We start from the raw sequence: 24,565 nt of genomic DNA on the forward strand, positions 1-24,565 counted from the left end.
GCGGAAGGTTTTCAGCGTGCCGTTGCCCGGCCCGCATCGTCAGCTACCGAAGTGATCTGATCGGCCAGCGCGCGCAGCGCCTCCAAATCCGACACATCAAAGGGCAACGACGGCACGCCGATGACGGGCACGTGCGAATGGGCTCCGGTGAATCGGGAAAGCAACCTGATCTCGCGCTTGGCGATCTGCGCACGGTCGGCGTGAATCTTCAACACCGCCGAGGCCAGCGACGTGGCTTCGGAGTCGCCGTCCTGCTCCAGCATTTCCCTGCCGTCGATCGCCCGCTCGGCCGGTAGGGAGCACAGCGGCGGATGGGTGCGGTTCAAGACCAGCCCGGCAAGCGGCATGCCTTCCTGCGACAGCCGGTCGACGAAGAAGGCCGCCTCCCGCAGCGCGTCCGGCTCGGCCGCCGACACCACGACGAACTGCGTCCCACGCCTTTTCAGCAGCGCGTAGGTGCGATCGGCCTTCTCACGGAAGCCGCCGAAGGTGGCGTCCAGCGATTGCACGAACGCCGCGGCGTCGCCGAGCATCTGCGAACCCAGGATTGTGGACAACGCCTTCATGGCCAAACCCATTGCGCCGGTGACTAATCGGCCGATGCCCCGGCCCGGCGCGAGCAGCAGCCGCCACAGCCGGCTGTCCATGAAGCTGCCAAGCCGTTTGGGCGCGTCCAGGAAATCCAGTGCGTTGCGCGACGGTGGGGTATCGACGACCACCAGGTCCCAGCGATCCTCGGCCAGCAGCTGGCCCAGCTTCTCCATCGCCATGTACTCTTGCGTGCCGGCGAGCGAACTGGCGACGGTTTGATAGAACTGGTTATCCAGAATCGCTTGTGCGCGACCGGGTCCGGAGTACTGAATCACCATCTCGTCGAAGGTGCGACGCATGTCGAGCATCATCGCGTGCAACTCGCCGGGAACCTCGGCCGCAAGCGGGACGCGTTGCGGTGTGTTACCGAGGTCGCTGACCCCAAGCGCCTGGGCCAGTCGCTTGGCCGGATCGATCGTCAAAACACAGACGTTGCGGCCGTATTCGGCGGCGCGCAGCGCGATCGCGGCGGCGGTGGTGGTCTTGCCCACCCCGCCCGCGCCGCAGCACACCACCACGCGATTGGTCGTGTCGGCCAGGATGGCCGCCATGTCGAGCTGTTTAGGCGTGGTGCTCATCGAACCCCCTGCTGTGCAAGTGATTCCGACAGCTCGTAGAGGCTACCGAGGTCGACCCCGTCGGAAATGGCTGGCAGTTCCAATCGCGCCACTTTCAATGCATCGAGCTGTTGGGCGATCTCGGCGCGGGTGGCGACGACCGTCGCATGCTCGATGGTCTCCGTCAGCAGTCCGGCAAAGTCCTTGTCGTTCAAGATGATTCCGGACTTCTCCAATCCCGAACGCACCGAGTCCGCGTCGATGTCTCCCTCGGCGGCCTTAGCCAGATCGGCCGGCTGCAGGTAAGAGGGGATGTTGCGGTTCACGATCACGCTGCCGATCGGCAGCTGCATATCGGCGAGCTCCTCGATGGCTTCCAGCGTCTCCTGGACCGGCAGCGCCTCTAGCAGGGTGACTAAGTGAATGGCCGTCTGTTCGGAGTGCAGTAGCTTCACCACGCCGTCGGCCTGCGAATGCACCGGGCCGCCCTTGGCCAAATCGGACACGGCCTTGGTGACATCCAGGAACCGCGCGATCCGTCCGGTCGGCGGGGCGTCGACGACGATGGCGTCGTAAACCGGCAGGCGATTCTTGTCGACGCGTATCACGGTCTCCTTGATCTTGCCGGTCAGCAGCACGTCACGCAGACCCGGCGCGATCGTCGTCGCGAACTCGACCGCACCGATCCGGCGCATCGCGCGGCCCGCAATGCCCAGGTTGTAGAACATGTCGAGGTACTCGAGGAAGGCGGCCTCGATGTCGATCGCCAGGGCATTGACCTGACCGCCGCGCTCGGCGGTCGCGATCTTCACCTCCTGATAGGGCAGGGGTGGCACATCGAAGAGTTGCGCTATTCCTTGACGGCCCTCGACTTCCACGAGCAGGACCTTGCGGCCTCCCGCGGCCAGGGTCAGCGCCAGCGCGGCCGCGATGGTCGACTTACCCGTTCCGCCTTTGCCGGTCACTAAATGTAAACGGGCCTTCGTCAAGCGCGACGGCCAGCCGACGGCAGCTCCGCCGCTCGATGTGGTTGCCACCTTCGCATGCTAGCCCGACCCGATAAGCTCGCGGCATGAGCCAACCGACCGCATGGGAGTACGTCACGGTTCCGCTGCTGACGCACGCCACCAAACAGATCCTGGACCAGTGGGGGGCCGACGGCTGGGAGCTGGTGTCGGTGCTGCAAGGGCCGACCGGCGAGCAGCACGTCGCGTATCTGAAGCGCCCCAAGTAAAGGTCGGTCCGATGAGTGCTTCGGCCCGGCTCGGGCAGCTCGGCCTCGCGCTCCCGGAGGTGGTCGCGCCGTTGGCCTCCTATGTACCGGCGGTGCGCACCGGCAACCTGATCTACACCGCAGGCCAACTCCCCATGCGCGAGGGAAAGCTATTGGCCACCGGCAAGGTCGGCGCCGGCGTCAGCCCCGACGAGGGCAAGGCCATGGCCCGCATCTGTGTGCTCAACGCGTTGGCGGCCGTCAACTCGCTGGCCGGGATCGACGAGGTGACCCGGGTGGTGAAGGTCGTCGGATTCGTCGCCTCGGCTCCGGGATTCAACGGCCAGCCGGGTGTCATCAACGGGGCCTCCGAACTGCTCGCCGAGGTGTTCGGGGAACAGGGCGCGCATGCGCGCTCGGCGGTCGGCGTCTCCGAGCTGCCACTGGATGCGCCGGTGGAAGTGGAGCTGATCGTCGAGGTCGGCTGACCTCCGTGTCCCAGGCCGCCGAGTCGCTGACCCATCCCGCATACGCCGAGCTGCGGCCGGTCACCGAGACCGCCTCGGTGCTGTTGGCCGAGAACCCCGGGCTGCTGACCCTCGAGGGCACCAATACCTGGGTACTGCGCGGCCCGCGCAGCGATGAGCTGGTCATCGTGGACCCCGGGCCCGACGATGACGGCCACATCGCACGGGTTGCCGCGCTGGGCCGGATCGCCCTGGTCCTGATCAGCCACCGGCACAGCGATCACACCGACGGCATCGACAAGCTCGTCGAGCTGACGGGCGCGATCGTGCGCTCGGCGGGCAGTGGCTTTCTGCGCGGCCTCGGCGGGGAGCTGACCGACGGCGAGGTGATCGACGCCGCCGGGCTCAAGATCAAGGTCATGGCGACCCCCGGCCACACCGCCGATTCGCTGTCCTTCTTGCTCGACGATGCCGTGTTGACCGCCGACACCGTCCTGGGCCGCGGCACGGCCGTTCTCGACAAGGAGGACGGCAGCCTGACGGACTATTTGGAATCGCTGCGGCGACTGCGCGGCTTGGGCCGACGGACGGTGCTGCCCGGGCACGGCCCGGATCTGGCCGATCTGGAAAGCGTCGCGCAGGGCTATCTCGTGCACCGGCGGGAGCGGCTGGATCAAGTGCGTTCGGCGTTGAGGGAGCTGGGGGAGGACGCCGGCGCCCGCCGGATCGTCGAACACGTCTATATCGACGTCGACGAGAAACTGTGGGATGCCGCCGAATGGTCGGTGCAGGTGCAGCTGAATCACCTGCGCTCGGAGCCGTCGGCGTAACCGAGTCCGCGCGCTTACCTCGCTCGGGGTTGGATTTCTCGCTCGGTCGCGCCCGCGCTCCGCGCGCGCTTACCTCGCTCGGGGTTGGGTTTCTCGCTCGGTCGCGCCCGCGCTCCGCGCGCGCTTACCTCGCTCGGCGGGCCAGTCGCTCGGAGTCAGAGATCAGCACGCTCTTACCCTCCAGACGGATCCAGCCGCGGTGGGCGAAGTCGGCCAGCGCCTTGTTCACCGTCTCCCGCGAGGCGCCGACCAGCTGCGCGATCTCTTCCTGCGTCAGGTCGTGGGTGACCCGCATGGCGCCGCCCTCTTGGGTGCCGAACCGCTGCGCTAGCTGCAGTAGCTGCTTGGCCACCCGGCCGGGCACGTCGGTGAAGATGAGGTCGGCCAGGTTGTTGTTGGTGCGGCGCAGGCGTCGGGCCAGTACCCGCAACAACTGCTCGGCGATCTCGGGACGATCGGCGATCCACGCCCGCAGCGCGTCGCGGTCCATCGACACCGCGCGCACCTCGGTGATGGTGGTGGCGCTAGACGTCCGCGGACCCGGGTCGAAGATCGACAATTCGCCGAACATGTCCGAAGGGCCCATGATCGTCAGCAGGTTCTCGCGTCCATCGGGCGAACGGCGACCGATCTTCACCTTCCCGGCGACGATGATGTACAGCCGATCGCCGGGTTCCCCCTCGGCGAAGACCGTGTGTCCACGGGGGAAGTCGACGGGTTGCAGCTGCTTGGTCAGCGCTGTGACCGCACCGGGTTCGACCCCTTGGAAGATTCCTGCCCTTGCCAGGATCTCGTCCACGTTGCCTCTTCAACTTTCCCAGAAAATTAGTGTGCTACGGGCAGGCTAACCCCTTGCTCGCGTGACGAGTCTAGAGGAACGCCGTTGTGTCCAACGTGCCAACGCTACACAGGATTGGCGTGTCGAGGTGCCCTAAATTGCGGATTGACGTGCGAATGGCCGTGTATCCGGGTCGGTAGCGTCAATTCATCGCGGTCGACGTAGCTCACGGCGAACGACGGCGCGGCGTGGCGCGGTCCGGCGCTCCCGTTCCCCGGGGCCCCAGGTAGCTGCGCGAGCTCGCGCCGGTGCAGGTATTCGACTGCCTCCGGCATACCTTCGGCGGCCAGCGTGTGCATGTCGACGCCGTCGGCACGCTCGAGGAACTTGTCGACGTCAGCCACCGCGCGGGCGCGGGGGGTGAGGTCGGACTCGAGCCGCCCAAGACCCAGCGCCGCCAGCATCAGCAGCGCCGGAACACCGGCCACCAGCAACCACGACACATCGAAGAGTAAACATCGCCTTGGATCAACACCGGGTCTCGGCGAGATCACGAAATCAGTACTCTGTCGTAGGTGACAGCGGCAAAGTCGTCCGGGCGTTCGAAATCGACTCCGGCCCCGCCGGTTGGCGTCGATTCCCGACGTTGGTCCGAAGAAACCCGCGTCGGCCTGGTGCGACGGGCGAGGCGCATGAATCGTGCTCTGGCACAGGCCTTTCCGGACGCCCACTGCGAGCTGGATTTCACGACGCCGCTGGAATTGACGGTCGCCACAATCCTTTCGGCGCAGAGCACCGACAAGCGGGTGAATCTGACGACGCCGGCGCTGTTCAAGCGGTATCCGTCGGCGCTGGATTACGCGCAAGCGGACCGTGCCGAGCTGGAAGACCTGATCCGTCCGACCGGCTTTTTCCGCAATAAGGCGTCCTCGCTGATCGGCCTGGGCCAGGCACTGGTTGAACGGTTCGACGGCGAGGTGCCCTCGACCATGGCCGAACTGGTCACCCTGCCTGGGGTGGGCCGCAAGACGGCCAACGTCATCCTGGGCAACGCGTTCGGGATTCCGGGCATCACGGTCGACACCCATTTCGCGCGGCTGGTGCACCGGTGGCGCTGGACCGCGGATACGGACCCGGTCAAAATCGAACACTCCGTCGGTGAGCTCATCGAACGCGGCGACTGGACCATGCTGAGCCACCGGGTGATCTTCCACGGCCGCCGGGTGTGCCACGCGCGCAAACCGGCGTGCGGCGTCTGCCTGATCGCCAAAGACTGCCCGTCTTTCGGCCTCGGTCCCACCGAGGCGGCGCTGGCCGCGCCGTTGGTGAAGGGCCCGGAAACCGAGCACCTGCTCGCCCTGGCCGGGCTCTAGGCCGGTCCGCGAACGACGCGCACTGGGACCGCAATGCCGACGCTGACCCGCAAGGCTCGCTGGCACATTGCGATCCTGGCGGTGGTGGCGGCGCTGGTCGCGGCGCTGGTCGCGCAGCTGCGCGATGACTCCGCCTCGACGTCGATGCCCGCGACTGATCAGACGGTGGCCGACCGGGAACACCGCGACGCCGATACGCCCGCTGCATTGTTGGGCCCGCGGCGCCGCGCCAACCTGCCGCCATGCCCCGCCGCCGGAACCGGCGACGGACCCGAGGCGCTGCGCGGTGTGACGGTCGATTGCGCCGCCGACGGATCCCCGGTCGACGTCGCGCGCGCGCTGGCCGGTCGCCGGGTAGTCCTCAACCTGTGGGCGTATTGGTGCGCGCCATGCGCTGCCGAACTGCCCGCGATGGCCGAGTATCAACGGCGGGCCGGTTCGGACGTGATGGTGGTGACGGTGCATCAAGACGAGAACGAGACCGCGGCGCTGTTGCGGCTGGCCGAGCTCGGTGTGCGCCTGCCGACGTTGCAGGATGGTCGTCGCCGGGTCGCGGCCGCGCTGCGGGTGGTAAATGTGATGCCCGCGACGGTGGTCCTTCGACCGGACGGTAGCGTTGCCCAAACGCTGCCACGAGCTTTCAACACTGCCGATGAGATCGCGGCCGCGATCGACAACGACAGGGGATAAGCGGACACATTGAACCGACTGGAGGGGCCGTGAGTGCTGGGGGTTCGCCCCTGCGGAATGGGGACCCCGCCCCCGCGCGCGAGACCGTTCCGCTGAGGCCTGACGCCTGTCCGTCGTGGCTGCGTCCGCTGGTCGACAAAGTCGACGACGTTCCCGACGCGGCTCGGCGCCGCCTGCCGGCCGACGTGCTGGCGATGATCACCAGCAAGGCCGTGTCGGCGGTGGCCACGCTGCGCGGTGCCAACCGCGAGGCGGCCGTTCTGGTCTTGTTCTCCGGTCCGGAATCCGGCCCGCCAGACGGCGGTTTCCCCGACGAGGCCGACCTGCTGGTCACCGTGCGGGCATCGACTCTGCGCCACCACGCCGGGCAGGCGGCATTCCCCGGCGGCGCCGCCGATCCCACCGACCAAGGTCCCGTGGATACCGCCTTACGCGAGGCCCGCGAGGAAACCGGCATCGACGTCAGCAGGCTGTATCCCTTGGCGACGATGGAAAAGATGTTCATCGCGCCGTCGCAGTTTCACGTGGTCCCGGTGCTGGCGTACTCGCCGGATCCCGGCCCCGTGGGCGTCGTCGACGAGGCCGAGACAGCGATCGTGGCGCGAGTTCCGTTGCGCGCCTTCATCAATCCGGACAACCGGCTGATGGTGTACCGCGGCGATCTCGGCCGACGGTGGGCCGGCCCGGCGTTTCTGCTCAACGAGATGCTGGTCTGGGGATTCACCGGTCAGGTGATTTCCGCGCTGCTCGACGTCGCCGGCTGGGCCCAACCGTGGGACACCACCGACGAGCGCGAGCTGGACGCGGCGATGGCGCTGGTCGGCGACGGTGGTGGGTCTCGATGAATTCCATGACTCCGTCACAGTGGCTGGATGTCGCCGTCCTCGCGGTCGCTTTCATCGCGGCGATCTCCGGCTGGCGGTCGGGCGCGCTGGGGTCGTTGCTGTCGTTCGTCGGGGTTTTGCTCGGCGCGATCGCGGGTGTGCTGCTGGCACCCCACTTGGTCAGCCACATCGCCGCGCCGCGCGCGAAATTGTTTGCCGCACTGTTCCTGATCCTCGCGCTCGTCGTCGTCGGCGAGGTCGCCGGTGTCGTGCTCGGACGCGCCGTGCGCGGCGCAATCCGCAGCCGGTCCATCCGAACGGTCGACTCGGTCATCGGGGTGGCGGTCCAGTTGGTTGTGGTGCTGACCGCCGCGTGGTTGTTGGCGACGCCGCTGACCCAGTCCAAGGACCAGCCGGAACTGGCCGCCGCGGTCCGCGGTTCGCGAGTGCTGGCCCGCGTCAACGACGTCGCGCCGCCCTGGCTCAAGACGGTGCCCAAGCGGTTGTCCGCGCTGCTGAACACCTCCGGTTTGCCCGCGGTGCTGGAGCCGTTCAGCCGCACCCCGGTCATTCCCGTCGCATCTCCTGATCCCGAGCTGGCCGGCAATCCGGTGGTGCAGGCCACCGCTCCCAGCGTGGTCAAGGTTCGCAGCCTGGCACCCAGCTGCCAGAAAGTGTTGGAGGGCAGCGGATTTGTGATCGCACCCGACCGGGTGATGACCAACGCGCACGTGGTGGCCGGCTCGAACAGCGTTCAGATCTACGCCAGCGGCAATCCCCTCGATGCCACCGTGGTGTCCTACGATCCGGCGGTCGACATCGCGATCCTGGCCGTCCCCAACTTACCGCCGCCCCCGCTGGCCTTCGCCCAGGGTGACGCGAAAACCGGTGCCAGCGTTGTGGTTCTGGGTTATCCCGGAGGCGGGAACTTCACCGCGACCCCGGCCAGGATCCGCGAGCTGATCAAGTTGAGCGGACCCGACATTTACCGTGATCCCGCACCCGTCACCCGTGACGTCTATACGATCAGAGCCAGTGTGGAGCAAGGAAATTCGGGTGGACCATTGATCGATCTCGACGGTCACGTGCTTGGCGTGGTGTTCGGTGCGGCGGTCGACGACCCCGACACCGGGTTCGTGTTGACCGCCGACGAGGTGGCAAGTCAGTTGTCCAGGATCGGTGACACCCAACTGGTGGGAACCGGGTCCTGCGTTGGCTGAGCGGCCGCGCCTATCGCGCCCGGGTCAGGTGCACCTGTTCCAGGAATTTCGTCAGGTGCCTATTGATTTCCTCGGGTGCCTCTTCGTGGCTGAAATGCCCTGCGCCCGCGATAGATACGTAGCGTCCCTGCGGCGCGTAGCGCCGCGTGCGGTCGACCGGGTCGGCCAGCACGTAGGGATCCGCCTCGCCGCGCAGGTGTAGCAGCGGCACGCTGAGCTGCTGACTCATCGATTTCATGAAACGCCGGCCTTCATCGCGCAGCTGGCTGCGCGCCGCCCAGCGCTGATATTCGAGGGCGCTGTGCGCGGCCGCCGGGATTTGGATCGCCGTCCGCAAATGGCCGATGGTCTCGGAGAAGTCTTCGGAGGCAAGCCATTTGCCGCAGCTGCGACTTCGGACCAGGCGTTCGATCTCGGCGGCGTTGTCCCGGGTCAACAGCCGCTCTGGCCACAACGGGATCTGGTATTGCAGCAACGTCGGCAAAAGCGCATAACCCTGGTCGCGCCGCGTCAACGTGGAGCGCCGCAACGCCGCCGGATGCGGAGCACTGATCAGCGCGATCGCCGACACCAGCCGCGGATGCAACAACGCGGTGGCCCAGCAGCCCAGCCCGCCGTCGGCGTGACCCACCAAGGTCGCCGAGGAGTGCCCCAACGCACGAATGAGTCCGGCGGTGTCGCCGGCCATCGTCCAGCCGTCGTAGCCGCGGGGTGGCTTATCGCTGCCGCCATAGCCGCGCAGGTCGACGGCGATCACCCGCGCGCCGCGCAGACCGCGGAGCTGATGACGCCAGGACCACCAGAACGACCCGAAACCGTGCAGCAGCATGACAAGCGGGCGGGCGGTTGCAGGCGGGCCGTCGGCGTCGTTGAGACCTTCGACGACGTGGAAGCGGATGCCGTTGGCATGGACATCGAGATGGCGCCACGGCCCCTCGATGCGCGCTACCGACGGATCCGGCGGTGCCATCTACCAACCCGATGGATCGCCGGACGCGCCGTCTCCGGGCTTCGCGTGCCTGACAGGCGGTTCGGGGAGCTGCTTGGCACCGCCGGGCGCCTTGTCGTGGCCCGGCGTGAGCGCGGTGCGCGTTTCCTTGACCGATTCGATGGTCTGACGCGGCCCGCGGATCCGGCGCACCTTGAGGAAGCCCAGCAGCGCCAAGAGGGCGCCGGTTACCACCATGATCCCGAACACGATCAGATAGGAGACCCAGCGCCACAGCCAGGTGTCGAGCAGCTCGGCGACGAAGAAGAAGAAAAAGAAGGTGGAGTAGAACAGCACCACCAGCGCCGCGATGAAGAAGACGCTTCCCGTGAGACCCTTTTTGACGTCGCGGGTAATTTCGGCGCGGGCCAGTTCGACTTCGGCCCGCACCAGCGTGGAGACCTGGGTCGTCGCATCCTTGATCAGATCACCGATCGACGGCTCGGCGGGCTTGGCATGCGGATCCGTCAGCGGAATCGTGGTCAGGGTGTTGGGCACACCGTTCTTGTCATCGGCTTTGCTCACAGACGGTCCTCTTTCGTCATCGCCGGCTCGCTGTCATCGCGGTTCATGTTGCCATGTGGTGCGATGACATACGAGGCCAGCCGAGCACTCCGCCGCGCGATTGGACTCCCCACGGCCAGTTCGGTTCGGCCAGAGGGCCGTCGGTGACGCGGCGCGGCCGACGCGCTTTCTTCAGAACGAGACATCACATCCCGGACGATTACACTCGGCCAAGCCGGTCGCGATGTCCGGCCTACCGATAGGAGTGGGGCTGTGCGGAGGGCGCACCGATGCTTCGTATTGGCGATGGTCGCCCTGCTCGTTGCCGCCGTGGGTTCGTTTGCCCGCGCCGCTGCCGCCGACGTCCGCATCCCGATGGGCGGTGGTGCGGGCATCGTCATCAACGGCGACACCATGTGCACCCTGACCACCATCGGCGGCGATGCCGCCGGTGAGCTGATCGGTTTCACCTCCGCGCACTGCGGCGGCCCGGGAGCACAGGTCACCGCCGAGGGCGCGGAGAACGCGGGCGTATTGGGCACCATGGTGGCGGGTAACGACAACCTCGACTACGCGGTGATCAAGTTCGACCCGGCCAAGGTGACACCGGTGGCCAACTTCAACGGCTTTTTGATCACCGGCATCGGTCCGGACCCCGCCTTCGGCGAGATCGCTTGCAAACAGGGCCGCACCACCGGCAATTCGTGCGGTGTCACCTGGGGCATGGGTCAATCACCGGGCACCATCGTCATGCAGGTTTGTGGTCAGCCGGGCGACTCCGGCGCGCCGGTCACCGTCAACAATCTATTGGTCGGGATGATCCACGGAGCGTTCAGCGACAACCTGCCGACCTGCATCATCAAATACATCCCGCTGCACACGCCGGCCGTGGTCCAGTCGTTCAACGCGATCTTGGGCGACATCAACGCCAAACATCGGCCCGGTGCGGGGTTCAGCCCGCTGCCGGGCTGAACGGGCAGCGACTACTTCGCCGCCCTGATCGCGTCGAAGACGTCGGGATCCAGCAGCGTGGACGTGTCACCCAATTCGCGGTTTTCGGCGATGTCGCGTAACAGCCTGCGCATGATCTTGCCGCTGCGGGTCTTGGGTAGCTCGGGCACCACGTGAACCTCGCGTGGGCGGGCGATCGGTGAGATCTCCCGGGCCACCTCGACGCGCAATTCGTCGACGATCCCGTCGTGCACTTGGTGATCGCCACGCAGGACGACGAACGCGCAGATGGCCTGGCCGGTGGTCGCATCGGTCGCCCCGACCACCGCCGCCTCGGCCACCGAAGCGTGGCCGACCAGCGCCGACTCCACCTCGGCGGTCGACAGCCGATGCCCCGACACGTTCATCACGTCGTCGATGCGGCCCACCACCCAGATGGCGCCGTCGCGGTCGTAATAGGCGCTGTCGCCGGCGAAATACCAGCCCTGCTCGGCGAATCTGGACCAGTAGGTCTCGACGTATCGTTCCGGATCGCCCCAGATGCCGCGCAGCATGGACGGCCACGGCCGGTCCAAGACCAGGTAGCCGGTGATGTGCTCCTCCTTGTGGACGGCCGGCTTCAGGTCATCGCCGTGGTCATCGACGATCTTGGCCGAGATGCCGGGCAGCGGCCTCATCGCCGAACCGGGCTTGGCCGCAGCGACTCCGGGCAGCGGGGAGATCATCGTGGCGCCAGTTTCGGTCTGCCACCAGGTGTCCACGATCGGGAGGCTCTCGGCGCCGATCACCTTGTGATACCAGCGCCACGCCTCGGGATTGATCGGTTCACCGACCGTGCCCAGCAGTCGCAGGCTGGACAGGTCGTGCGCGTCGGGAATCTCGCGACCCCACTTCATGAACGTGCGGATCAGCGTGGGTGCAGTGTAATAGATTGTCACACCGAGCTTTTCGATGATTTCGAAATGCCGGTGCTGAGTGGGCGAGTCGGGCGTGCCCTCGTAGAGCACCTCGGTGACACCGTTGGCCAGCGGACCGTAGACGCCGTAGGTGTGGCCGGTGACCCAGCCGATGTCGGCGGTGCACCAGAAGACGTCGCTTTCGGCCTTGATGTCAAAGACGTAGTAATGCGTATAGGCGGCATGGGTCAGGTAGCCGCCGCTGGTGTGCACGATGCCCTTGGGCTTGCCGGTGGTTCCCGAGGTGTACAGCAGGAACAGCGGCTGCTCGGCGTCGAACGGTTCCGGGGTGTGTTCGGCCGGTGCCGCGTCGACGACGTCGTGCCACCACAGGTCACGGTCGTCGTTCCAGGACACGTCAATTCCCGTGCGCCGCACCACAAGTACGTGCTCGACGGGGCTGTCGCCGGCGCTGACGGCCTCATCGGCCGCGTCCTTCAACGGCGCCGGCTTGCCGCGGCGGAACTGGCCGTCGCTGGTGATCACCAGCTTGGCCTGGGCGTCGGCGATGCGGGCCTGCAGCGCCTTGGCGGTGAAGCCGGCGAACACCACGCTGTGCATGAGACCCAGGCGCGCGCAGGCCAGCATCGCGATCACCGCCTCGGGAATCAGCGGCAGGTAGATCGCGACCCGGTCGCCGGCGACCAGGCCGAGGTCGGTCAGCGCGTTGGCCGCTTTACAAACTTCGGCCTGCAGGTCGCAATAGGTCAGGCTGCGGCTGTCGCCGGGTTCACCCTCCCAGTGGATGGCGACCCGGTCCCCGTGCCCGGCCTCCACGTGGCGGTCGACGCAGTTGTAGGCGACGTTGAGCTTGCCGTCGGCGAACCACTTGGCGAACGGCGCTTCGGACCAGTCCAACACCTCGGTGAACGGCGTAGCCCACGCGAGCCGATTGGCCTGCTTCGTCCAAAACGCCAACCAGTCGTCGTCGGCCTCGCGGTACAGTTCCTCGCCGGCGTTGGCCTGTTCGGCGAACTGCGCCGGCGGTGGATACGACGACGGGCCCGCGGAATTGGTGGCGGTCACTGGCTTCTCTCCTGTGTCGGGACTGCGCCGTTGGAGTGGCGTCACGCTGTCGGCCGACTGCGAGCCTAGCCGGGTGACGCGTAGCTGTGCGAGTGCTAGCTGCGGGCGCCAATCCTGGGTCAAGTCTGCCCTCATGCCGGATGATCACCCGTGTGCCGGGTCATGGGCGGTGCGTCCGCCGACTAGTCCCCGGTTTTGCCGCGGCCACAACGATGTACGCGATGGCCACCCTGTTCCGGCCATGCCGCTGGAAAGCGGCGAGGAGGCCACGCCCTGCCGGTCAGACCAGGTCGCCGTCACCGCCTTCCCGGCAGAAAGCGCGGTGGGTCATCGCGCGGTGACGTTGATGTTCGCGCTCGCCGGCGGCGCCGAGCCGTGCACGCTGACCGGATACCCCTGGGTGGATTCGGGCGCCGGCGGGTCACCGATTCACGCCCGGCCCACGCCGCGTGGCTACGGCAGCGGCGCTGCCTGCGATTTGCAGTTGCATCCATCACCGCGGCGACATAAACGATTTCACGACCGGCCGTTTGCCGGTCTAGTGGCTTCGGCGAAGCGCACCCGCAGTTCGGCGATCAGCAGGGCTTCGATGCAGGTGCTGGCCGGGCCGGAGCCTGAAGGTTAAGCCGACGTCGAGATCAGGGTCGGCCCACGATGTTTCGTCGTCACCGCCCGACGGCGCTGTCCGCCGATCCCAATTACCCGCGGCTGTGGCAGATCGTCAGCAAGAACAATCAAAACCGGTACAACGGATACCAAAAGAAGACGTCGCGACCAATCGCTATCGTCGACATGGTCCCGAAAGGTGGAACAGCCCGGTAGCCCCGCAGCTCAGGGGGCGGCGGGAGCTTCTAGGCCGAGAGTGAAGACCCGCACCTCGGCCGATTTGCCCTTCAACGCGTGCGTTCCCCGGTCGAGGAGGCCGGGCGGTCGAGATGTCAGCGCGTCCACGCACGCGCCGGTGAGAAGGATCGCGTCACCGGTGGACTTAGTGAGCTGTTCGACGCGGGCGGCGACGTTGACGGTGTCGCCGATCAGGGTGAACTCCAGCTTGCTTGCGCCGCCGATGGTTCCGGCGATCACCTTACCGGTGTTGATGCCGATGCCGATGCGAAGCTGATCGCCGAACCGTGCGCCGACGAGGCGGTGGATCAGCACCGCCGCGGCGACCGCGGCATCGGCATGATCGGCAAGGTCGTTGGGGGCGCCAAAGAAGGCCAGCGCACCGTCGCCTAGGAACTTGTTGACGTGCCCACCGGCGTCGACGACAGCGGGCACGACGATCTCGAACAGCGCGTTGAGCCGGGCAACGGTGTCTTCGGCGGTGTTGGCCTCGGCGAACGGGGTGAAATCGCGGATGTCGACGAACATCACCGTCACCTCGCGGCGTTCTCCGGTGAACACGTCATCGCCCTGCTGAAGCAGCCGCGCCGCTAAGGCCGGGTCGACGTAGGTGCCGAACGCACTCTGAAGTCGTTGCCGCTCAGCCAAACCCGCCTGCATACGATTGAATGATGCGGCCAACGCGCCAAGGTCATCATCCTGAACCACCGGCAGCCGCTGGCTATAGTCGCCTGCCGCAACACGTTCGGCACCCTTGGCTAGGTCGCGAACGGGTTTCAGGGAGTGGGAAAACCCGATACCGACGGAGACCGGCACCGCGAAGGCAAGCGTCAGCGCGCATCCGATCACGACGGGCAGGATCGGGGCATCGCTAATTGGACCGAGCACGGTGGCGAACATGGCGCCACCAACGGCGTACCCGAACGCGGCCGCAACCATGGACATGTTTGACCGCGCGGCAAAACTCGGGCGCGAACGGGGCAGCGAATCGCCGATCCCGGTGTTGCCGGCAAGCGCGATTCTGACTGGGCGCAGTACCGCCTCCACGATGCTGTGAAAAGCGATCAGCTGGATCGCCGCTCCTATGACGGCGCCGCGGATGCCGTATTGGATCAATCGTGTCGATGTCGCTCCGGCGATCGCGCCGATAACGACGGACAACACCGCGGCCCATACCCCTGTTCCCCACACCGTTCGGGCAGTCGAACTGCGGGCGTAGTTATACGTGGCCTCAAGCGCGGCCGCTCGGTCGACGTCGCGGCCGGCTGACCACTGCTCCATGAGGCGCGCCCACGGGCGACCCGGAAGAATAATGATGCAGACAAGAACCATCACGGCGACAACGCTGATGGCCGTCGCATCCGCGTAGCGATCGGACTTCTCAGAAGCGACGATCGGAAGCGACAAGAAGCTGAAGTAGATCGGAAACGAAACGAGAAACGCGGCAGCGCACAGAGCCCACCAGTAATATCTCGCCCCGCAGCGCTCCCATATCCACTGCCAGATGCGGTCCATGCCGGGAGATTAAAGGGCGGCCGGCCGCGATGGGCGCAAAAGGCCGCATCTGTGCTGCCCCCGTGGGGGGTTGCCCGGATTCGGACCTGATGCTGTGCCGACGATTTTGCGGTGTGAGCTGGGTGTTCGTTACGTCTCGTTCCGGTTGTTCCCGGTTGCTACCTTTGGGTCGGTTCTCCGATGCCAGCACTTGGCGGCTGTGATGGCATACGTGCGCGAGCCGGGACCGGTGTACGAAGCGATGGCGCAACATTGTTGCGGCCGGGGATGTGATGATGACTTTCTTAGGCGCGCTGGCGCCGGCCGGGGCGTTGTGAGGCCGGCCTGCCAGTGCCACAGCGGCTGGGAAGGGTGGCGCGGTCACGGTCAGGCGCGGTCGTGTTGAGGACTGCTGGCGCTATCGCCTGACGACGGCGTGAGTCTCGTTGCCATGTACCGAGATTTCCGGGCCGGTCTCAGGGCTTTTATCAACCGTGACCGTGTGCGAGTCGCGGTGCTTGCCTGGTGAATGGGCTATGCGCGCCTGTCGGGTTTGTGGGCGACCAGGACGCTGCGATCACAGATGGTGGGGCGCTCGACGATATCGGCAAAGCCTACTGCGGTGGCAATTTTAGCGAGTTCGTATCTCGACCAACACTTTCCGAGGGTGGAGTGCATCAACAGAACCGAGTATTCGGCCACGGACAGTGGACCGCGTTTGTCTGAGTTGATGTGAGTGTCGTGGTCGAGTAACCAGCCCCCGGGGAGCAATGCCGCAAACGATGCGGCCAGCAACTGGGCGACTCGCTCGGCATCCCAATCGTGCAACACTTGCGAGTACAGGTGTACGTCGTAACCGTCGGGGAGCGGGTCGGTGAACATGTCGCCGGTGATGACTGAGATCCGGTCACTGAGGCCGCGTTCCCGCAGGAGCGTGCGGGCCGCCTCATCGACCGGTGGCCGCTCGAACACCGCCGCGCGGGTATCGGGGCGCCTGTCGATAATGGCACTCGCATAACTACCCGAACTGCCGCCGATATCGAGCAGGTTGCTGATCGGAAGGCTTTCGACAGCGCGTGCGAGTGCGGGGGCGAGAAAGGCGGCTCGAGCATCCATGGCCGCGGTGATCGTGGATGCGAATTGCGGGTCGGTCAGCCTGCCGGACCAATCGGCGTTGGCGGGTGCCCCGGCGGGTGACGCCGATATTGGTCCGGTCAGCTGCGCGCTGGCCCAAGGGGCCTGCTTGCCGGTTCGCAGCACTTGCCCAAGTTCGATGACCGCGGGCCGTTCGGCCAATGATCCGTAGTAGGGGCGCAAGTCGTAACGTGAACCGGCCACGAGATGATGGCGCGCCGTTTCCGTGAGCTCTACGCGATCCCCGTCGACCACGTCGCGATCGATCAATCCCAGTGCGGCGCAGTAGGTGAGAAGGACGTCAGTGGGGCGCCTCGCCAGGTTTAACTCGCCAACTAGCTCGGATGCGCGAATTGGTCCGCGTTTGTCTAGCCAGGTGAACAGATCCAGGTCGGCCACGGCGGTAATCAACAGGTCGTTGGCGTATACGCCGTCGCGTATCCGATACAGCATTGTTGGATCAGGAACCGAGGCAGTTTCGTCCATCAGATCAGCATGCCGGATCGCTGCACTCTATTTGACTTGCCCTAGGGTCGATTGGCATGCGTCGGATGTGGGGCTGGCCGGCTGTCGCTGCCGTCGTCATGCTGGCGGCCGCCGCACTGGCCGGGTGCGGCGGCGGCGTCCTCAGCCCGGATCTGGTGGTGGCCAACGGCGGGGAACCGCCGAACCCCCTGATTCCCACCGGCACCAACGACAGCCTGGGCGGCCGGATCCTCGATCGGCTGTTCGCCGGGCTGATGTCCTACGATGCCGCGGGAAATCCGTCACCGGAGGTGGCCCAGTCCGTCGATACCACCGACAACGTCAGCTACCGGATCATCCTCAAACCCGGTTGGACGTTCACCGACGGCTCGCCGGTGACGGCACATTCATTCGTCGATGCCTGGAACTACGGCGCGCTGAGTACCAATGCCCAACTGCAGCAGAGCTTCTTCAGCCCGATCGACGGTTACGACGCCGTCGCCGGGCTGACCGCCGACGGCAAGCCGACGACCACCACCATGTCCGGCCTGCAGGTGATCAACGACCGGGAGTTCACCGTTCGGCTGAAAGCGCCAACCATCGACTTCAAGTTGCGGCTGGGCCACAGCGCGTTCTATCCGCTGCCGCAGGCGGCCTTTCGGGACATGGGCGCTTTCGGGCAGCACCCGATTGGTAACGGCCCGTACAAACTCGCCGACGGCCCCGACGGGCCCGCGTGGGAACACAACGTCCGAATTGACCTGCGGCCCAATCCGGATTATCACGGCAACCGTAAACCCCGCAATAAGGGCCTGCGGTTCGAGTTCTACGCAAACCTGGACACCGCGTACGCCGACCTACTGTCGGGCAATCTCGATGTGCTGGATACGATCCCGTCCAGCGCGTTGACGATCTACAAGCGCGACCTGGGCGGCAACGCCGCCAGCGGGCCCGTCGCCGTTAGCCAATCGCTCGACACGCCGCTGCGGCTGCCCCATTTCGGCGGCGAGGAAGGCCGACTGCGCCGGCTCGCGTTGTCCGCGTCCATCAACCGCCCCCAGATATGTCAGCAGATCTTCAACAACACTCGCAGCCCCGCCCGCGATTTCACCGCCAGCTCGTTGCCGGGATTCGACCCGAACATTCCGGGCAGTGACGGATTGGACTTCAATCCCGAACGGGCGCGCGAACTCTGGGCCCAGGCGAACGCGATCTCGCCGTGGAGCGGGCGGTACGCCATCGCCTATAACGCAGACAGCGGCCATCAGGAGTGGGTGGACGCGGTGGCCAACAGCATCAAGAACGTGCTGGGCATCGACGCCGTCGGCGCGCCGCAACCCACCTTCGCGGGGTTTCGCACGCAGATCACCAACCGTACGATCGACACCGCGTTCCGGGCCGGCTGGATAGGCGACTACCCGTCGATGATCGAGTTCCTCGCCCCGTTGTACGCCACCGGTGCGGGATCCAACGACGTCGGATATTCCAGCCGCCAATTTGACGCTGGACTGGCCGCGGCCGAGGCGGCTCCCGACCTACGCCGGGCCGACGTGCTGGTGAACGTCGCTCAACGAATCCTGTTGCGCGACATGCCCGCCGTGCCGCTGTGGTACTACATCGCCGTGGTCGGGTGGTCACCGGAGATCAGCGCCGTCAAGGTCACCTGGAACGGGCTGCCCGACTACGAGAATCTTGTCAAGGGTTAAGACATGGGCTGGTACGTCGTGCGCAGGATCGCCGTCATGGTGCCCGTTTTCCTGGGCGCCACCTTGCTCATCTACGGCATGGTCTTCCTGCTGCCCGGCGACCCCCTGGCCGCCATCGCCGGGGACCGGCCGCTGACCCCGGCGGTTGCCGCCGCGCTTCGGGCGCGCTATCACCTCGACGATCCGTTCATCGTGCAGTATCTGCGCTACCTGGGCGGCGTCGTGCACGGCGACCTGGGCCGCGCCTATTCCGGGTTGCCGGTCAGCGCCGTTCTGGCACATGCGTTTCCGGTCACGATCCGGCTCGCGCTGATCGCTTTGATCGTGGAGGCCGTGCTGGGCGTCGGGTTTGGCGTGATCTGCGGGCTGCGTCAAGGGGGGCTGTTCGATGCCACGGTGCTGATTGCCGGGCTGATGATCATCGCGATACCGATCTTCGTCCTGGGCTTTCTGGCCCAGTTCCTGTTTGGGGTCAAGTTGGGCGTCGCGCCGGTCACCGTCGGCGAACGGGCGACGTTCGTGCGCCTGCTGCTTCCCGGAATCGTCTTGGGCTCTGTCTCGTTCGCCTACGTCGTACGGTTGACGCGATCCGCCGTGGCGGCCAACGCGCACACCGACTACGTCCGCACCGCCACCGCCAAGGGGTTGTCGCGCCCACGGGTGGTGACCGTGCACATCCTGCGCAACTCGCTGATCCCGGTCGTGACCTTCCTGGGCGCCGACCTGGGTGCGCTGATGGGCGGAGCCATTGTGACCGAGGGGATTTTCAACATTCATGGTGTCGGCGGCGTGCTCTATCAGGCGGTCACCCGGCAGGAAGCGCCGACCGTGGTGTCGATCGTGACGGTGCTGGTCCTGATCTATCTGGTGACCAACCTGGCGGTGGATCTGCTCTATGCGGCCCTGGACCCGAGGATCCGCTATGGCTGAGCATTCCGGCTTTTGGGGCGAGACCTGGCGCAAGCTGCACCGCCGTCCGAAATTCGTCGTCGCCGCCGTGCTGATCTTCCTCATTCTGCTTGTCGCGCTGTGTCCCTCGTTGTTCACCCACGGCGACCCCAGCTATGCCGATCCGAGCCAAAGTCTGCGCAGCCCTTCGGCGGCGCACTGGTTCGGCACAGACCTGCAGGGCCACGACATCTACACGCGCACCATCTACGGGGCGCGCGCGTCGGTGACCGTCGGGCTGGGCGCCACACTGCTGGTCTTCTTCGTCGGCGGGGCGCTGGGCGCATTGGCCGGCTTCTACGGAGGCTGGCTCGACGCGGTCGTCTCCCGCGTCACCGACATCTTTTTCGGCCTGCCGCTGCTGTTGGCCGCGATCGTCCTCATGCAGGTTCTGCACCATCGCACGGTGTGGACGGTGATCGCCATCCTGGCGTTGTTCGGTTGGCCGCAGATAGCCAGGATCGCTCGTGGCGCGGTGCTGGAGGTGCGCGGCAGCGATTATGTGCTCGCGGCCAAAGCGTTGGGGCTGAGCAGGTTTCAGACGCTGCTGCGTCATGCACTGCCCAACGCGGTGGGACCGGTGATCGCGATGTCCACGATTGCGTTGGGGGCCTTCATCGTCACCGAGGCCACGCTGTCCTATCTCGGCGTCGGGCTGCCCACCTCGGTGGTCTCGTGGGGTGGCGACATCAACCTCGCCCAGACGCGGCTGCGGGCCGGTTCGCCCATCCTGTTCTATCCCGCCGGTGCACTGGCGACGACGGTGCTGGCGTTCATGATGATGGGCGACGCCCTGCGCGACGCCCTCGATCCGGCCTCGCGGGCGAGGCGCGCATGACCGCGCGTGAGCCACTGTTGAGGGTCGAGGGCCTGGAAGTCAGGTTCGGCAACCACACTCCCGCGGTAGGCGGGGTAGACCTGAGCATCCAGCGCGGCCAAACCGTCGCCGTGGTCGGCGAGTCGGGATGCGGAAAATCCACGACGGCTGCCGCGATACTCGGGCTGCTGCCGCCAGGGGGCCGAATCACGGCCGGCCGCATCATTTTTGATGGCCTGGACCTCACCTCCGCCGACCGGCGGCTGCTGCGGACGATCCGAGGGCGTCGCATCGGCTACGTGCCTCAAGACCCGATGACCAACCTCAACCCTGTGTGGAAGGTCGGCTTTCAAATCTCAGAAGCGTTGCGGATCAACACCGATGGCCGCGCGGACAGGCGTCGGGCGGCGGAGCTGCTCGCCCAGGCCGGCATGTCGGATCCTGCGAAGCAGGCCGTTAAGTATCCGCACCAATTGTCGGGCGGCATGTGCCAGCGCGCGCTGATCGCCATCGGTTTGGCGGGCCGCCCGCAGTTGCTGATCGCCGACGAACCGACATCGGCCCTCGACGTCACGGTGCAACGGCAGGTGCTCGATCACCTCGCGCGCCTCACCGACGAGCTGGGCACCGGGCTGCTGCTGATCACGCACGATCTGGCCCTGGCCGCCGAACGGTCGGAGCGGATCGTCGTCATCCATCGCGGCGTCGTGGTGGAATCCGGTGCCGCACATACTATTTTGCGCAATCCGCAACATGAGTACACGCAGCGTTTGGTGGCCGCGGCCCCGGCACTGGCGCGCGGGAGCCGGCCGGTCGCCGCCCGGACCGACGACATCCTCATCGGCTCGGATCTCACCAAGGTCTACCGGGATTCGCACGGCGCACCGTGGCGGCGTGGCGAGTTCCGCGCCGTCGACGCGGTGTCGTTCCGGCTGCAGCGGGCCCGCACCCTGGCTATCGTCGGTGAATCCGGCTCCGGCAAGTCGACGGTGGCCCGCATGGCGCTGGGTCTGCTCCGACCCACCTCCGGCACCGTCGTTTTCGATGGCACGCCGATCTCCGACGGCATGGGCCGGGAGGCCATGATGGCCTTTCGCCGGCGCGTGCAGCCGGTGTTCCAAAACCCCTACAGCAGCCTGGATCCCATGTACTCGGTCTTTCGCGCCATCGAGGAGCCGCTGCGCGTTCACCGCGTCGGTGACCGCAAACACCGCGAGAAAGCCGTGCGCGAACTCGTCGACCAGGTGGCGCTGCCGTCGTCGGTGCTGAGCAGGTTGCCACGTGAGCTGTCTGGCGGCCAACGCCAGCGGGTCGCGATCGCGCGGGCGCTGGCGTTGCGGCCGGACGTCCTGGTGTGTGACGAGGCGGTGTCGGCACTCGACGTCTTGGTACAAGCGCAGATACTCGACTTGCTGGCGCAGCTGCAGGCCGAACTCGGCCTGGCCTACCTGTTCATCAGCCACGACCTGGCGGTGATCCGGCAGATCGCCGACGACGTCCTGGTCATGCGGGCGGGCCGCGTCGTGGAGCAGGCGCCCACCGAGCGCCTGTTCATCGCCCCCGGGCACGAATACACCCGGCAGTTGCTGGACGCCATCCCGCATGCCCGAAGACCCCGACGGGGATAGGTTGTGAAGTTGTGACAGCCGACCCGCTGGCCCCCCTGATGGCACTGCCCGGCGTCGCCGAGGCCAGCGACCGGGCCCGCGACGCGCTGGGGCGTGCCCACCGCCACCGCGCCAACCTGCGAGGATGGCCGGTGACCGCCGCCGAGGCGGCGCTGCGGGCGGCGCGCGCGTCGTCGGTGCTGGACGGCGGCCCCGTTCGGCTGGAGGACCTCGCCGATGCCGGGCAGATCAGCGATCCGGTGTTCGGGGGAGCGCTGCGGGTCGCCCAGGAGCTGGAGGGCGGCGAGGGTCCGCTGGTGCGGACCTGGGAGCGGGCACCCCTGCAGGCACTGGCGCGCTTGCACATGCTGGCCGCCGCGGACTTGGCCGACGAGGATCGACTGGGACGACCACGTCCCGACAGCGACGTGCGGGCGCGTCTGGCATTGCTGGCGGACATCGTTGGTGGGCGCACCCAGGTCCCGGCGCCGGTGGTCGCCGCCGTCGCGCACGGAGAACTGCTGGCTCTGCGGCCTTTTGGCAGCGCGGACGGCGTGGTGGCACGCGCAGTGGCGCGATTGGTCACCATCGCCAGCGGGCTGGACCCACATGGGCTGGGAGTTCCCGAGGTCAGTTGGATGCGTCAACCCGCCGCGTATCGCGACGCCGCGCAGGAATTCGCCGAAGGCACACCGCGGGGTGTCGGAGCCTGGCTGGTGCTGTGTTGCCGTGCGATGAAAGCCGGTGCGCAGGAGGCTGTGTCGATCGCCGACGCGATGTCGAACCGATAGCTGGAGCGGTTGCCGACCGCCAGGGAAGTGGCACCGGAAAGGGACCGGAAAATGCAGAGCGGGCGACGTTCCGAATGTTCGGTCCGCCGCCCGCTAGCACGGGACTCGGTTACCAAGCGTGCATCTCGGGGCTGCGTGGGTTGGCCTCGGCGATCTCACGACGCTTACCGGTTGCGACCCCACCCAAAGGGCCGTCGACACCTTCCGCATTTCGCAATATCGCAGGCCCGCAACACTTCTGCCATTTTCGCGGCTATGACTCCGCGTGGGTGCCGAGCACCGTGCTGGGCGCCCGGGTCGGGAGGACGAACCTTCTCTTCCGGCTCGACCTTGGCCTCACCGGGCTTCCGTGGTTCCTTTGTACTACTAGACCCCTAGCTCAGCAAGGCCCAATTGCGAATAGCGCCGAATCCGTTTTGTGTTGCCGGTTCAGCGAGTTTGCTGTCCCGTCCCGCTCGGCTCAGAACGCGTAGCGGCGCAACAACGAATACGTGACTGCGCCGGCCGCCAGCGCGCTGACACCCACCGCCGCCGTGGTGGCGATGGCGGCGCCGGAGGGCGCCGGGATGCGGTCGCGCAAGGACACCGGCCGGGAGAACGACATCACCGGCCACCCGCGTTCCACGGCTTCCCTGCGCAGCCCGCGGTCGGGATTCACGACGCTGGGATGGCCGACGGACTCGAGCATCGGGAGATCGGTGACCGAGTCCGAGTACGCGTAGCAGTGTTCCAGCGGGTAGCCCTCGCGCGCGGCCAGTTCGCGGATGGCTTGCACCTTGCCCTCGCCGTAGCAGTAGAACGCGATCTCGCCGGTGTACCGACCGTCCTCGACGACCATCCGGGTTGCCATCGCGTGGGTGGCGCCCAGGGCGCGGGCGATCGGGGCGACGATCTCTTCGCCGGAGGCCGACACCACCACGACGTCACGCCCGCACAACTTGTGGGCCGCGATCAGGTCGGCGGCTTCGGCGAACACCAGCGGAGTGACGATGTCATGCAGCGTCTCGTTGACGATCGACTTGACCTGTTCGACGTCCCAGCCGGTGCACATATTGGTCATGTGGGCGCGCATCCGATCCATCTGGTCATGATCAGCACCGGAGAGCAGATAGATGAACTGGGCGTAGCTGGACTTGAGCACGGCGCGGCGGTTGAGCAGGCCCTGATTGAAAAACGGTTTGCTGAAGGCCAGGGTGCTGGACTTGGCGATGATCGTCTTGTCCAGGTCGAAGAAGGCCGCCGTGCGGGCGTGGGGGGCGGCGATTGCCGCAGATTGGTCCGAGGCCGACGGCTCCGCGGTGGGGTCGAAGACGGTCACCGACCCAGCATAGGTCGGCGATCGCGCGGGCGGCGGTCCCGCACCGGAAAATCGCCGCTCAGGGGTTCGGGCGGCTTGATTAGCAGTGTTTACGCGGCTCAAGCTGTTTTTTCAGCAAATGCGCTCTTGCGTTACTCCGGCTTGGCATGTGTATAGTAAGCATTACTCGGCCTGAGCCGAGGGTGTATCAGCCCGACCCCCCGGGGCTGATGCACGACGACCCTCGCCTCCTCCCCCCCTGGCGGGGGTCGTCCCATTTCTACGGTCAGTTGTTCTCGCCGCACGGCGCCAAGCCCGGCTCTCGGTGCGTTGCGGGGCAGCATGCGCGTCGTCGCTGGCGGGGTGCCCTCGCGGTGGCTTTGTGCACACTCGCGTCTCTATCCACAAATCCGCGTTTGGGACTGTCGTGCCAAGGTCACGAGGCGCACAGTGGTCGGGTGGCTAGCGGCTCCGGAGTTGATGCGGCGGGTTCCG

Annotated in this window: 25 protein-coding genes; 15 read left to right on the forward strand and 10 right to left on the reverse strand. The window is 66.6% G+C overall.

The genetic code is table 11. The features are described 5' to 3' along the window. Positions 1–11 precede the first annotated feature (11 nt). Both A5753_RS21850 and A5753_RS21855 read right to left on the reverse strand, forming a co-directional pair. The gene (locus A5753_RS21850; protein WP_067133352.1) at positions 12–1,169 is read right to left on the reverse strand and encodes an ArsA family ATPase; all 1,158 of its coding nucleotides are present in this window, start codon (positions 1,167–1,169) and stop codon (positions 12–14) included. After that, entirely contained in the window at positions 1,166–2,185 is a 1,020-nt protein-coding gene (locus A5753_RS21855) for an ArsA-related P-loop ATPase (protein ID WP_067133355.1), read from the reverse strand. The genes A5753_RS21850 and A5753_RS21855 overlap by 4 nt, the downstream gene beginning before the upstream one ends. 35 nt (positions 2,186–2,220) lie before the next feature. Here A5753_RS21855 and A5753_RS24465 point away from each other — a divergent pair, with 35 nt between their 5' ends. Genes A5753_RS24465 through A5753_RS21865 form a run of 3 tightly spaced genes read left to right on the forward strand, consistent with a single transcriptional unit; the run spans position 2,221 to position 3,658 of the window. After that, entirely contained in the window at positions 2,221–2,382 is a 162-nt protein-coding gene (locus A5753_RS24465; RefSeq protein ID WP_007772224.1) for a DUF4177 domain-containing protein, read from the forward strand. An 11-nt stretch (positions 2,383–2,393) separates the two neighbouring features. Beyond that, a complete protein-coding gene (locus A5753_RS21860; protein WP_067133359.1) occupies positions 2,394–2,849 on the forward strand; it encodes a RidA family protein in 456 nt (151 codons plus the stop codon). A gap of 5 nt (positions 2,850–2,854) precedes the next feature. Then, positions 2,855–3,658, forward strand: coding sequence for an MBL fold metallo-hydrolase (locus A5753_RS21865; protein WP_067133362.1), 804 nt, complete (start codon positions 2,855–2,857; stop codon positions 3,656–3,658). Between the two features lie 124 nt (positions 3,659–3,782). On the opposite strand, the gene crp is transcribed toward A5753_RS21865, so the two are convergent. Beyond that, positions 3,783–4,457, reverse strand: a complete 675-nt coding sequence (crp, locus tag A5753_RS21870) for a cAMP-activated global transcriptional regulator CRP (RefSeq protein WP_007772229.1) — start codon at positions 4,455–4,457, stop codon at positions 3,783–3,785. Positions 4,458–4,561: 104 nt separating this feature from the next. Next, positions 4,562–4,939 carry a hypothetical protein gene (locus A5753_RS21875; RefSeq protein WP_067133365.1) on the reverse strand — a complete coding sequence of 126 codons (378 nt, stop codon included), beginning with the start codon at positions 4,937–4,939 and terminating at the stop codon, positions 4,562–4,564. A gap of 189 nt (positions 4,940–5,128) precedes the next feature. On the opposite strand from A5753_RS21875, the gene nth reads away from it, so the two are divergent. The 4 genes from nth to marP are packed head-to-tail and all read left to right on the forward strand — an operon-like array spanning position 5,129 to position 8,543. Beyond that, positions 5,129–5,809: an endonuclease III gene (gene nth / locus A5753_RS21880; RefSeq protein ID WP_067133368.1), complete on the forward strand. Its 681-nt coding sequence runs from the start codon at positions 5,129–5,131 to the stop codon at positions 5,807–5,809. A gap of 33 nt (positions 5,810–5,842) precedes the next feature. Next, the gene (locus A5753_RS21885) at positions 5,843–6,499 is read left to right on the forward strand and encodes a TlpA disulfide reductase family protein (protein WP_067133372.1); all 657 of its coding nucleotides are present in this window, start codon (positions 5,843–5,845) and stop codon (positions 6,497–6,499) included. Between the two features lie 29 nt (positions 6,500–6,528). Next, a complete protein-coding gene (locus A5753_RS21890; RefSeq protein WP_067133376.1) occupies positions 6,529–7,344 on the forward strand; it encodes a CoA pyrophosphatase in 816 nt (271 codons plus the stop codon). 5 nt (positions 7,345–7,349) lie between these two features. Next, entirely contained in the window at positions 7,350–8,543 is a 1,194-nt protein-coding gene (gene marP, locus A5753_RS21895) for an acid resistance serine protease MarP (protein WP_156656203.1), read from the forward strand. Between the two features lie 10 nt (positions 8,544–8,553). On the opposite strand, the gene A5753_RS21900 is transcribed toward marP, so the two are convergent. Both A5753_RS21900 and A5753_RS21905 read right to left on the reverse strand, forming a co-directional pair. Then, positions 8,554–9,513, reverse strand: a complete 960-nt coding sequence (locus tag A5753_RS21900) for an alpha/beta fold hydrolase (protein ID WP_067133382.1) — start codon at positions 9,511–9,513, stop codon at positions 8,554–8,556. Further along, the gene (locus A5753_RS21905) at positions 9,514–10,056 is read right to left on the reverse strand and encodes a phage holin family protein (protein ID WP_067133385.1); all 543 of its coding nucleotides are present in this window, start codon (positions 10,054–10,056) and stop codon (positions 9,514–9,516) included. 252 nt (positions 10,057–10,308) lie between these two features. On the opposite strand from A5753_RS21905, the gene A5753_RS21910 reads away from it, so the two are divergent. Further along, entirely contained in the window at positions 10,309–11,007 is a 699-nt protein-coding gene (locus A5753_RS21910) for a serine protease (RefSeq protein WP_156656195.1), read from the forward strand. An 11-nt stretch (positions 11,008–11,018) separates the two neighbouring features. On the opposite strand, the gene acs is transcribed toward A5753_RS21910, so the two are convergent. Further along, complete coding sequence (acs, locus tag A5753_RS21915) at positions 11,019–12,968, reverse strand: acetate--CoA ligase (RefSeq protein WP_067133391.1); 1,950 nt, start codon at positions 12,966–12,968, stop codon at positions 11,019–11,021. A 241-nt stretch (positions 12,969–13,209) separates the two neighbouring features. Between acs and A5753_RS24470 the strand changes: the two genes are divergently transcribed. Beyond that, positions 13,210–13,593 carry a DUF4232 domain-containing protein gene (locus A5753_RS24470; protein ID WP_156656196.1) on the forward strand — a complete coding sequence of 128 codons (384 nt, stop codon included), beginning with the start codon at positions 13,210–13,212 and terminating at the stop codon, positions 13,591–13,593. Positions 13,594–13,622: 29 nt separating this feature from the next. Continuing rightward, a complete protein-coding gene (locus tag A5753_RS24115; protein ID WP_231990140.1) occupies positions 13,623–13,790 on the forward strand; it encodes a nitroreductase/quinone reductase family protein in 168 nt (55 codons plus the stop codon). Between the two features lie 9 nt (positions 13,791–13,799). Here A5753_RS24115 and A5753_RS21925 read toward each other — a convergent pair whose 3' ends face one another. Together A5753_RS21925 and A5753_RS21930 are read right to left on the reverse strand one after the other, a co-directional pair. Continuing rightward, on the reverse strand, positions 13,800–15,326 hold the full coding sequence (locus tag A5753_RS21925) for an adenylate/guanylate cyclase domain-containing protein (protein ID WP_067133394.1): 1,527 nt from the start codon (positions 15,324–15,326) through the stop codon (positions 13,800–13,802). Between the two features lie 513 nt (positions 15,327–15,839). Then, a complete protein-coding gene (locus tag A5753_RS21930) occupies positions 15,840–16,925 on the reverse strand; it encodes a methyltransferase (RefSeq protein WP_067133397.1) in 1,086 nt (361 codons plus the stop codon). A gap of 56 nt (positions 16,926–16,981) precedes the next feature. Between A5753_RS21930 and A5753_RS21935 the strand changes: the two genes are divergently transcribed. The 5 genes from A5753_RS21935 to A5753_RS21955 are packed head-to-tail and all read left to right on the forward strand — an operon-like array spanning position 16,982 to position 22,773. Then, positions 16,982–18,610 carry an ABC transporter substrate-binding protein gene (locus A5753_RS21935; RefSeq protein ID WP_067133401.1) on the forward strand — a complete coding sequence of 543 codons (1,629 nt, stop codon included), beginning with the start codon at positions 16,982–16,984 and terminating at the stop codon, positions 18,608–18,610. Between the two features lie 3 nt (positions 18,611–18,613). Next, positions 18,614–19,540 carry an ABC transporter permease gene (locus tag A5753_RS21940; protein ID WP_067133404.1) on the forward strand — a complete coding sequence of 309 codons (927 nt, stop codon included), beginning with the start codon at positions 18,614–18,616 and terminating at the stop codon, positions 19,538–19,540. Further along, the gene (locus A5753_RS21945; protein WP_067133407.1) at positions 19,533–20,396 is read left to right on the forward strand and encodes an ABC transporter permease; all 864 of its coding nucleotides are present in this window, start codon (positions 19,533–19,535) and stop codon (positions 20,394–20,396) included. Before A5753_RS21940 ends, A5753_RS21945 begins: the two co-directional genes overlap by 8 nt. Next, positions 20,393–22,003 (forward strand): ABC transporter ATP-binding protein, encoded by a 1,611-nt coding sequence (locus A5753_RS21950; RefSeq protein WP_067133411.1) that lies wholly within the window; start codon positions 20,393–20,395, stop codon positions 22,001–22,003. The genes A5753_RS21945 and A5753_RS21950 overlap by 4 nt, the downstream gene beginning before the upstream one ends. Before the next feature lie 11 nt (positions 22,004–22,014). Continuing rightward, the gene (locus A5753_RS21955; protein WP_067133414.1) at positions 22,015–22,773 is read left to right on the forward strand and encodes an oxidoreductase; all 759 of its coding nucleotides are present in this window, start codon (positions 22,015–22,017) and stop codon (positions 22,771–22,773) included. 460 nt (positions 22,774–23,233) lie between these two features. Here the strand turns inward: A5753_RS21955 and A5753_RS21960 are convergent, their stop codons facing one another. After that, positions 23,234–24,091: an HAD-IB family hydrolase gene (locus A5753_RS21960; protein WP_067133418.1), complete on the reverse strand. Its 858-nt coding sequence runs from the start codon at positions 24,089–24,091 to the stop codon at positions 23,234–23,236. Positions 24,092–24,565: the final 474 nt, after the last annotated feature.

The sequence above is a fragment of the Mycobacterium sp. 852002-51971_SCH5477799-a genome (assembly GCF_001667145.1).
GTDB lineage: Bacteria > Actinomycetota > Actinomycetes > Mycobacteriales > Mycobacteriaceae > Mycobacterium.

Excerpts from the sequence above, each read along its gene's own strand:
- A5753_RS21850 (WP_067133352.1), bottom strand. The coding sequence starts at position 1,169 with ATGAGCACCACGCCTAAACAGCTCGACATGGCGGCCATCCTGGCCGAC.
- A5753_RS24465 (WP_007772224.1), top strand. The coding sequence starts at position 2,221 with ATGAGCCAACCGACCGCATGGGAGTACGTCACGGTTCCGCTGCTGACG.
- A5753_RS21860 (WP_067133359.1), top strand. The coding sequence starts at position 2,394 with ATGAGTGCTTCGGCCCGGCTCGGGCAGCTCGGCCTCGCGCTCCCGGAG.
- nth (WP_067133368.1), top strand. The coding sequence starts at position 5,129 with ATGAATCGTGCTCTGGCACAGGCCTTTCCGGACGCCCACTGCGAGCTG.
- A5753_RS21885 (WP_067133372.1), top strand. The coding sequence starts at position 5,843 with ATGCCGACGCTGACCCGCAAGGCTCGCTGGCACATTGCGATCCTGGCG.
- marP (WP_156656203.1), top strand. The coding sequence starts at position 7,350 with ATGACTCCGTCACAGTGGCTGGATGTCGCCGTCCTCGCGGTCGCTTTC.
- A5753_RS21900 (WP_067133382.1), bottom strand. The coding sequence starts at position 9,513 with ATGGCACCGCCGGATCCGTCGGTAGCGCGCATCGAGGGGCCGTGGCGC.
- A5753_RS24470 (WP_156656196.1), top strand. The coding sequence starts at position 13,210 with ATGCCGCTGGAAAGCGGCGAGGAGGCCACGCCCTGCCGGTCAGACCAG.
- A5753_RS24115 (WP_231990140.1), top strand. The coding sequence starts at position 13,623 with ATGTTTCGTCGTCACCGCCCGACGGCGCTGTCCGCCGATCCCAATTAC.
- A5753_RS21925 (WP_067133394.1), bottom strand. The coding sequence starts at position 15,326 with ATGGACCGCATCTGGCAGTGGATATGGGAGCGCTGCGGGGCGAGATAT.
- A5753_RS21930 (WP_067133397.1), bottom strand. The coding sequence starts at position 16,925 with ATGGACGAAACTGCCTCGGTTCCTGATCCAACAATGCTGTATCGGATA.
- A5753_RS21935 (WP_067133401.1), top strand. The coding sequence starts at position 16,982 with ATGCGTCGGATGTGGGGCTGGCCGGCTGTCGCTGCCGTCGTCATGCTG.
- A5753_RS21940 (WP_067133404.1), top strand. The coding sequence starts at position 18,614 with ATGGGCTGGTACGTCGTGCGCAGGATCGCCGTCATGGTGCCCGTTTTC.
- A5753_RS21945 (WP_067133407.1), top strand. The coding sequence starts at position 19,533 with ATGGCTGAGCATTCCGGCTTTTGGGGCGAGACCTGGCGCAAGCTGCAC.
- A5753_RS21950 (WP_067133411.1), top strand. The coding sequence starts at position 20,393 with ATGACCGCGCGTGAGCCACTGTTGAGGGTCGAGGGCCTGGAAGTCAGG.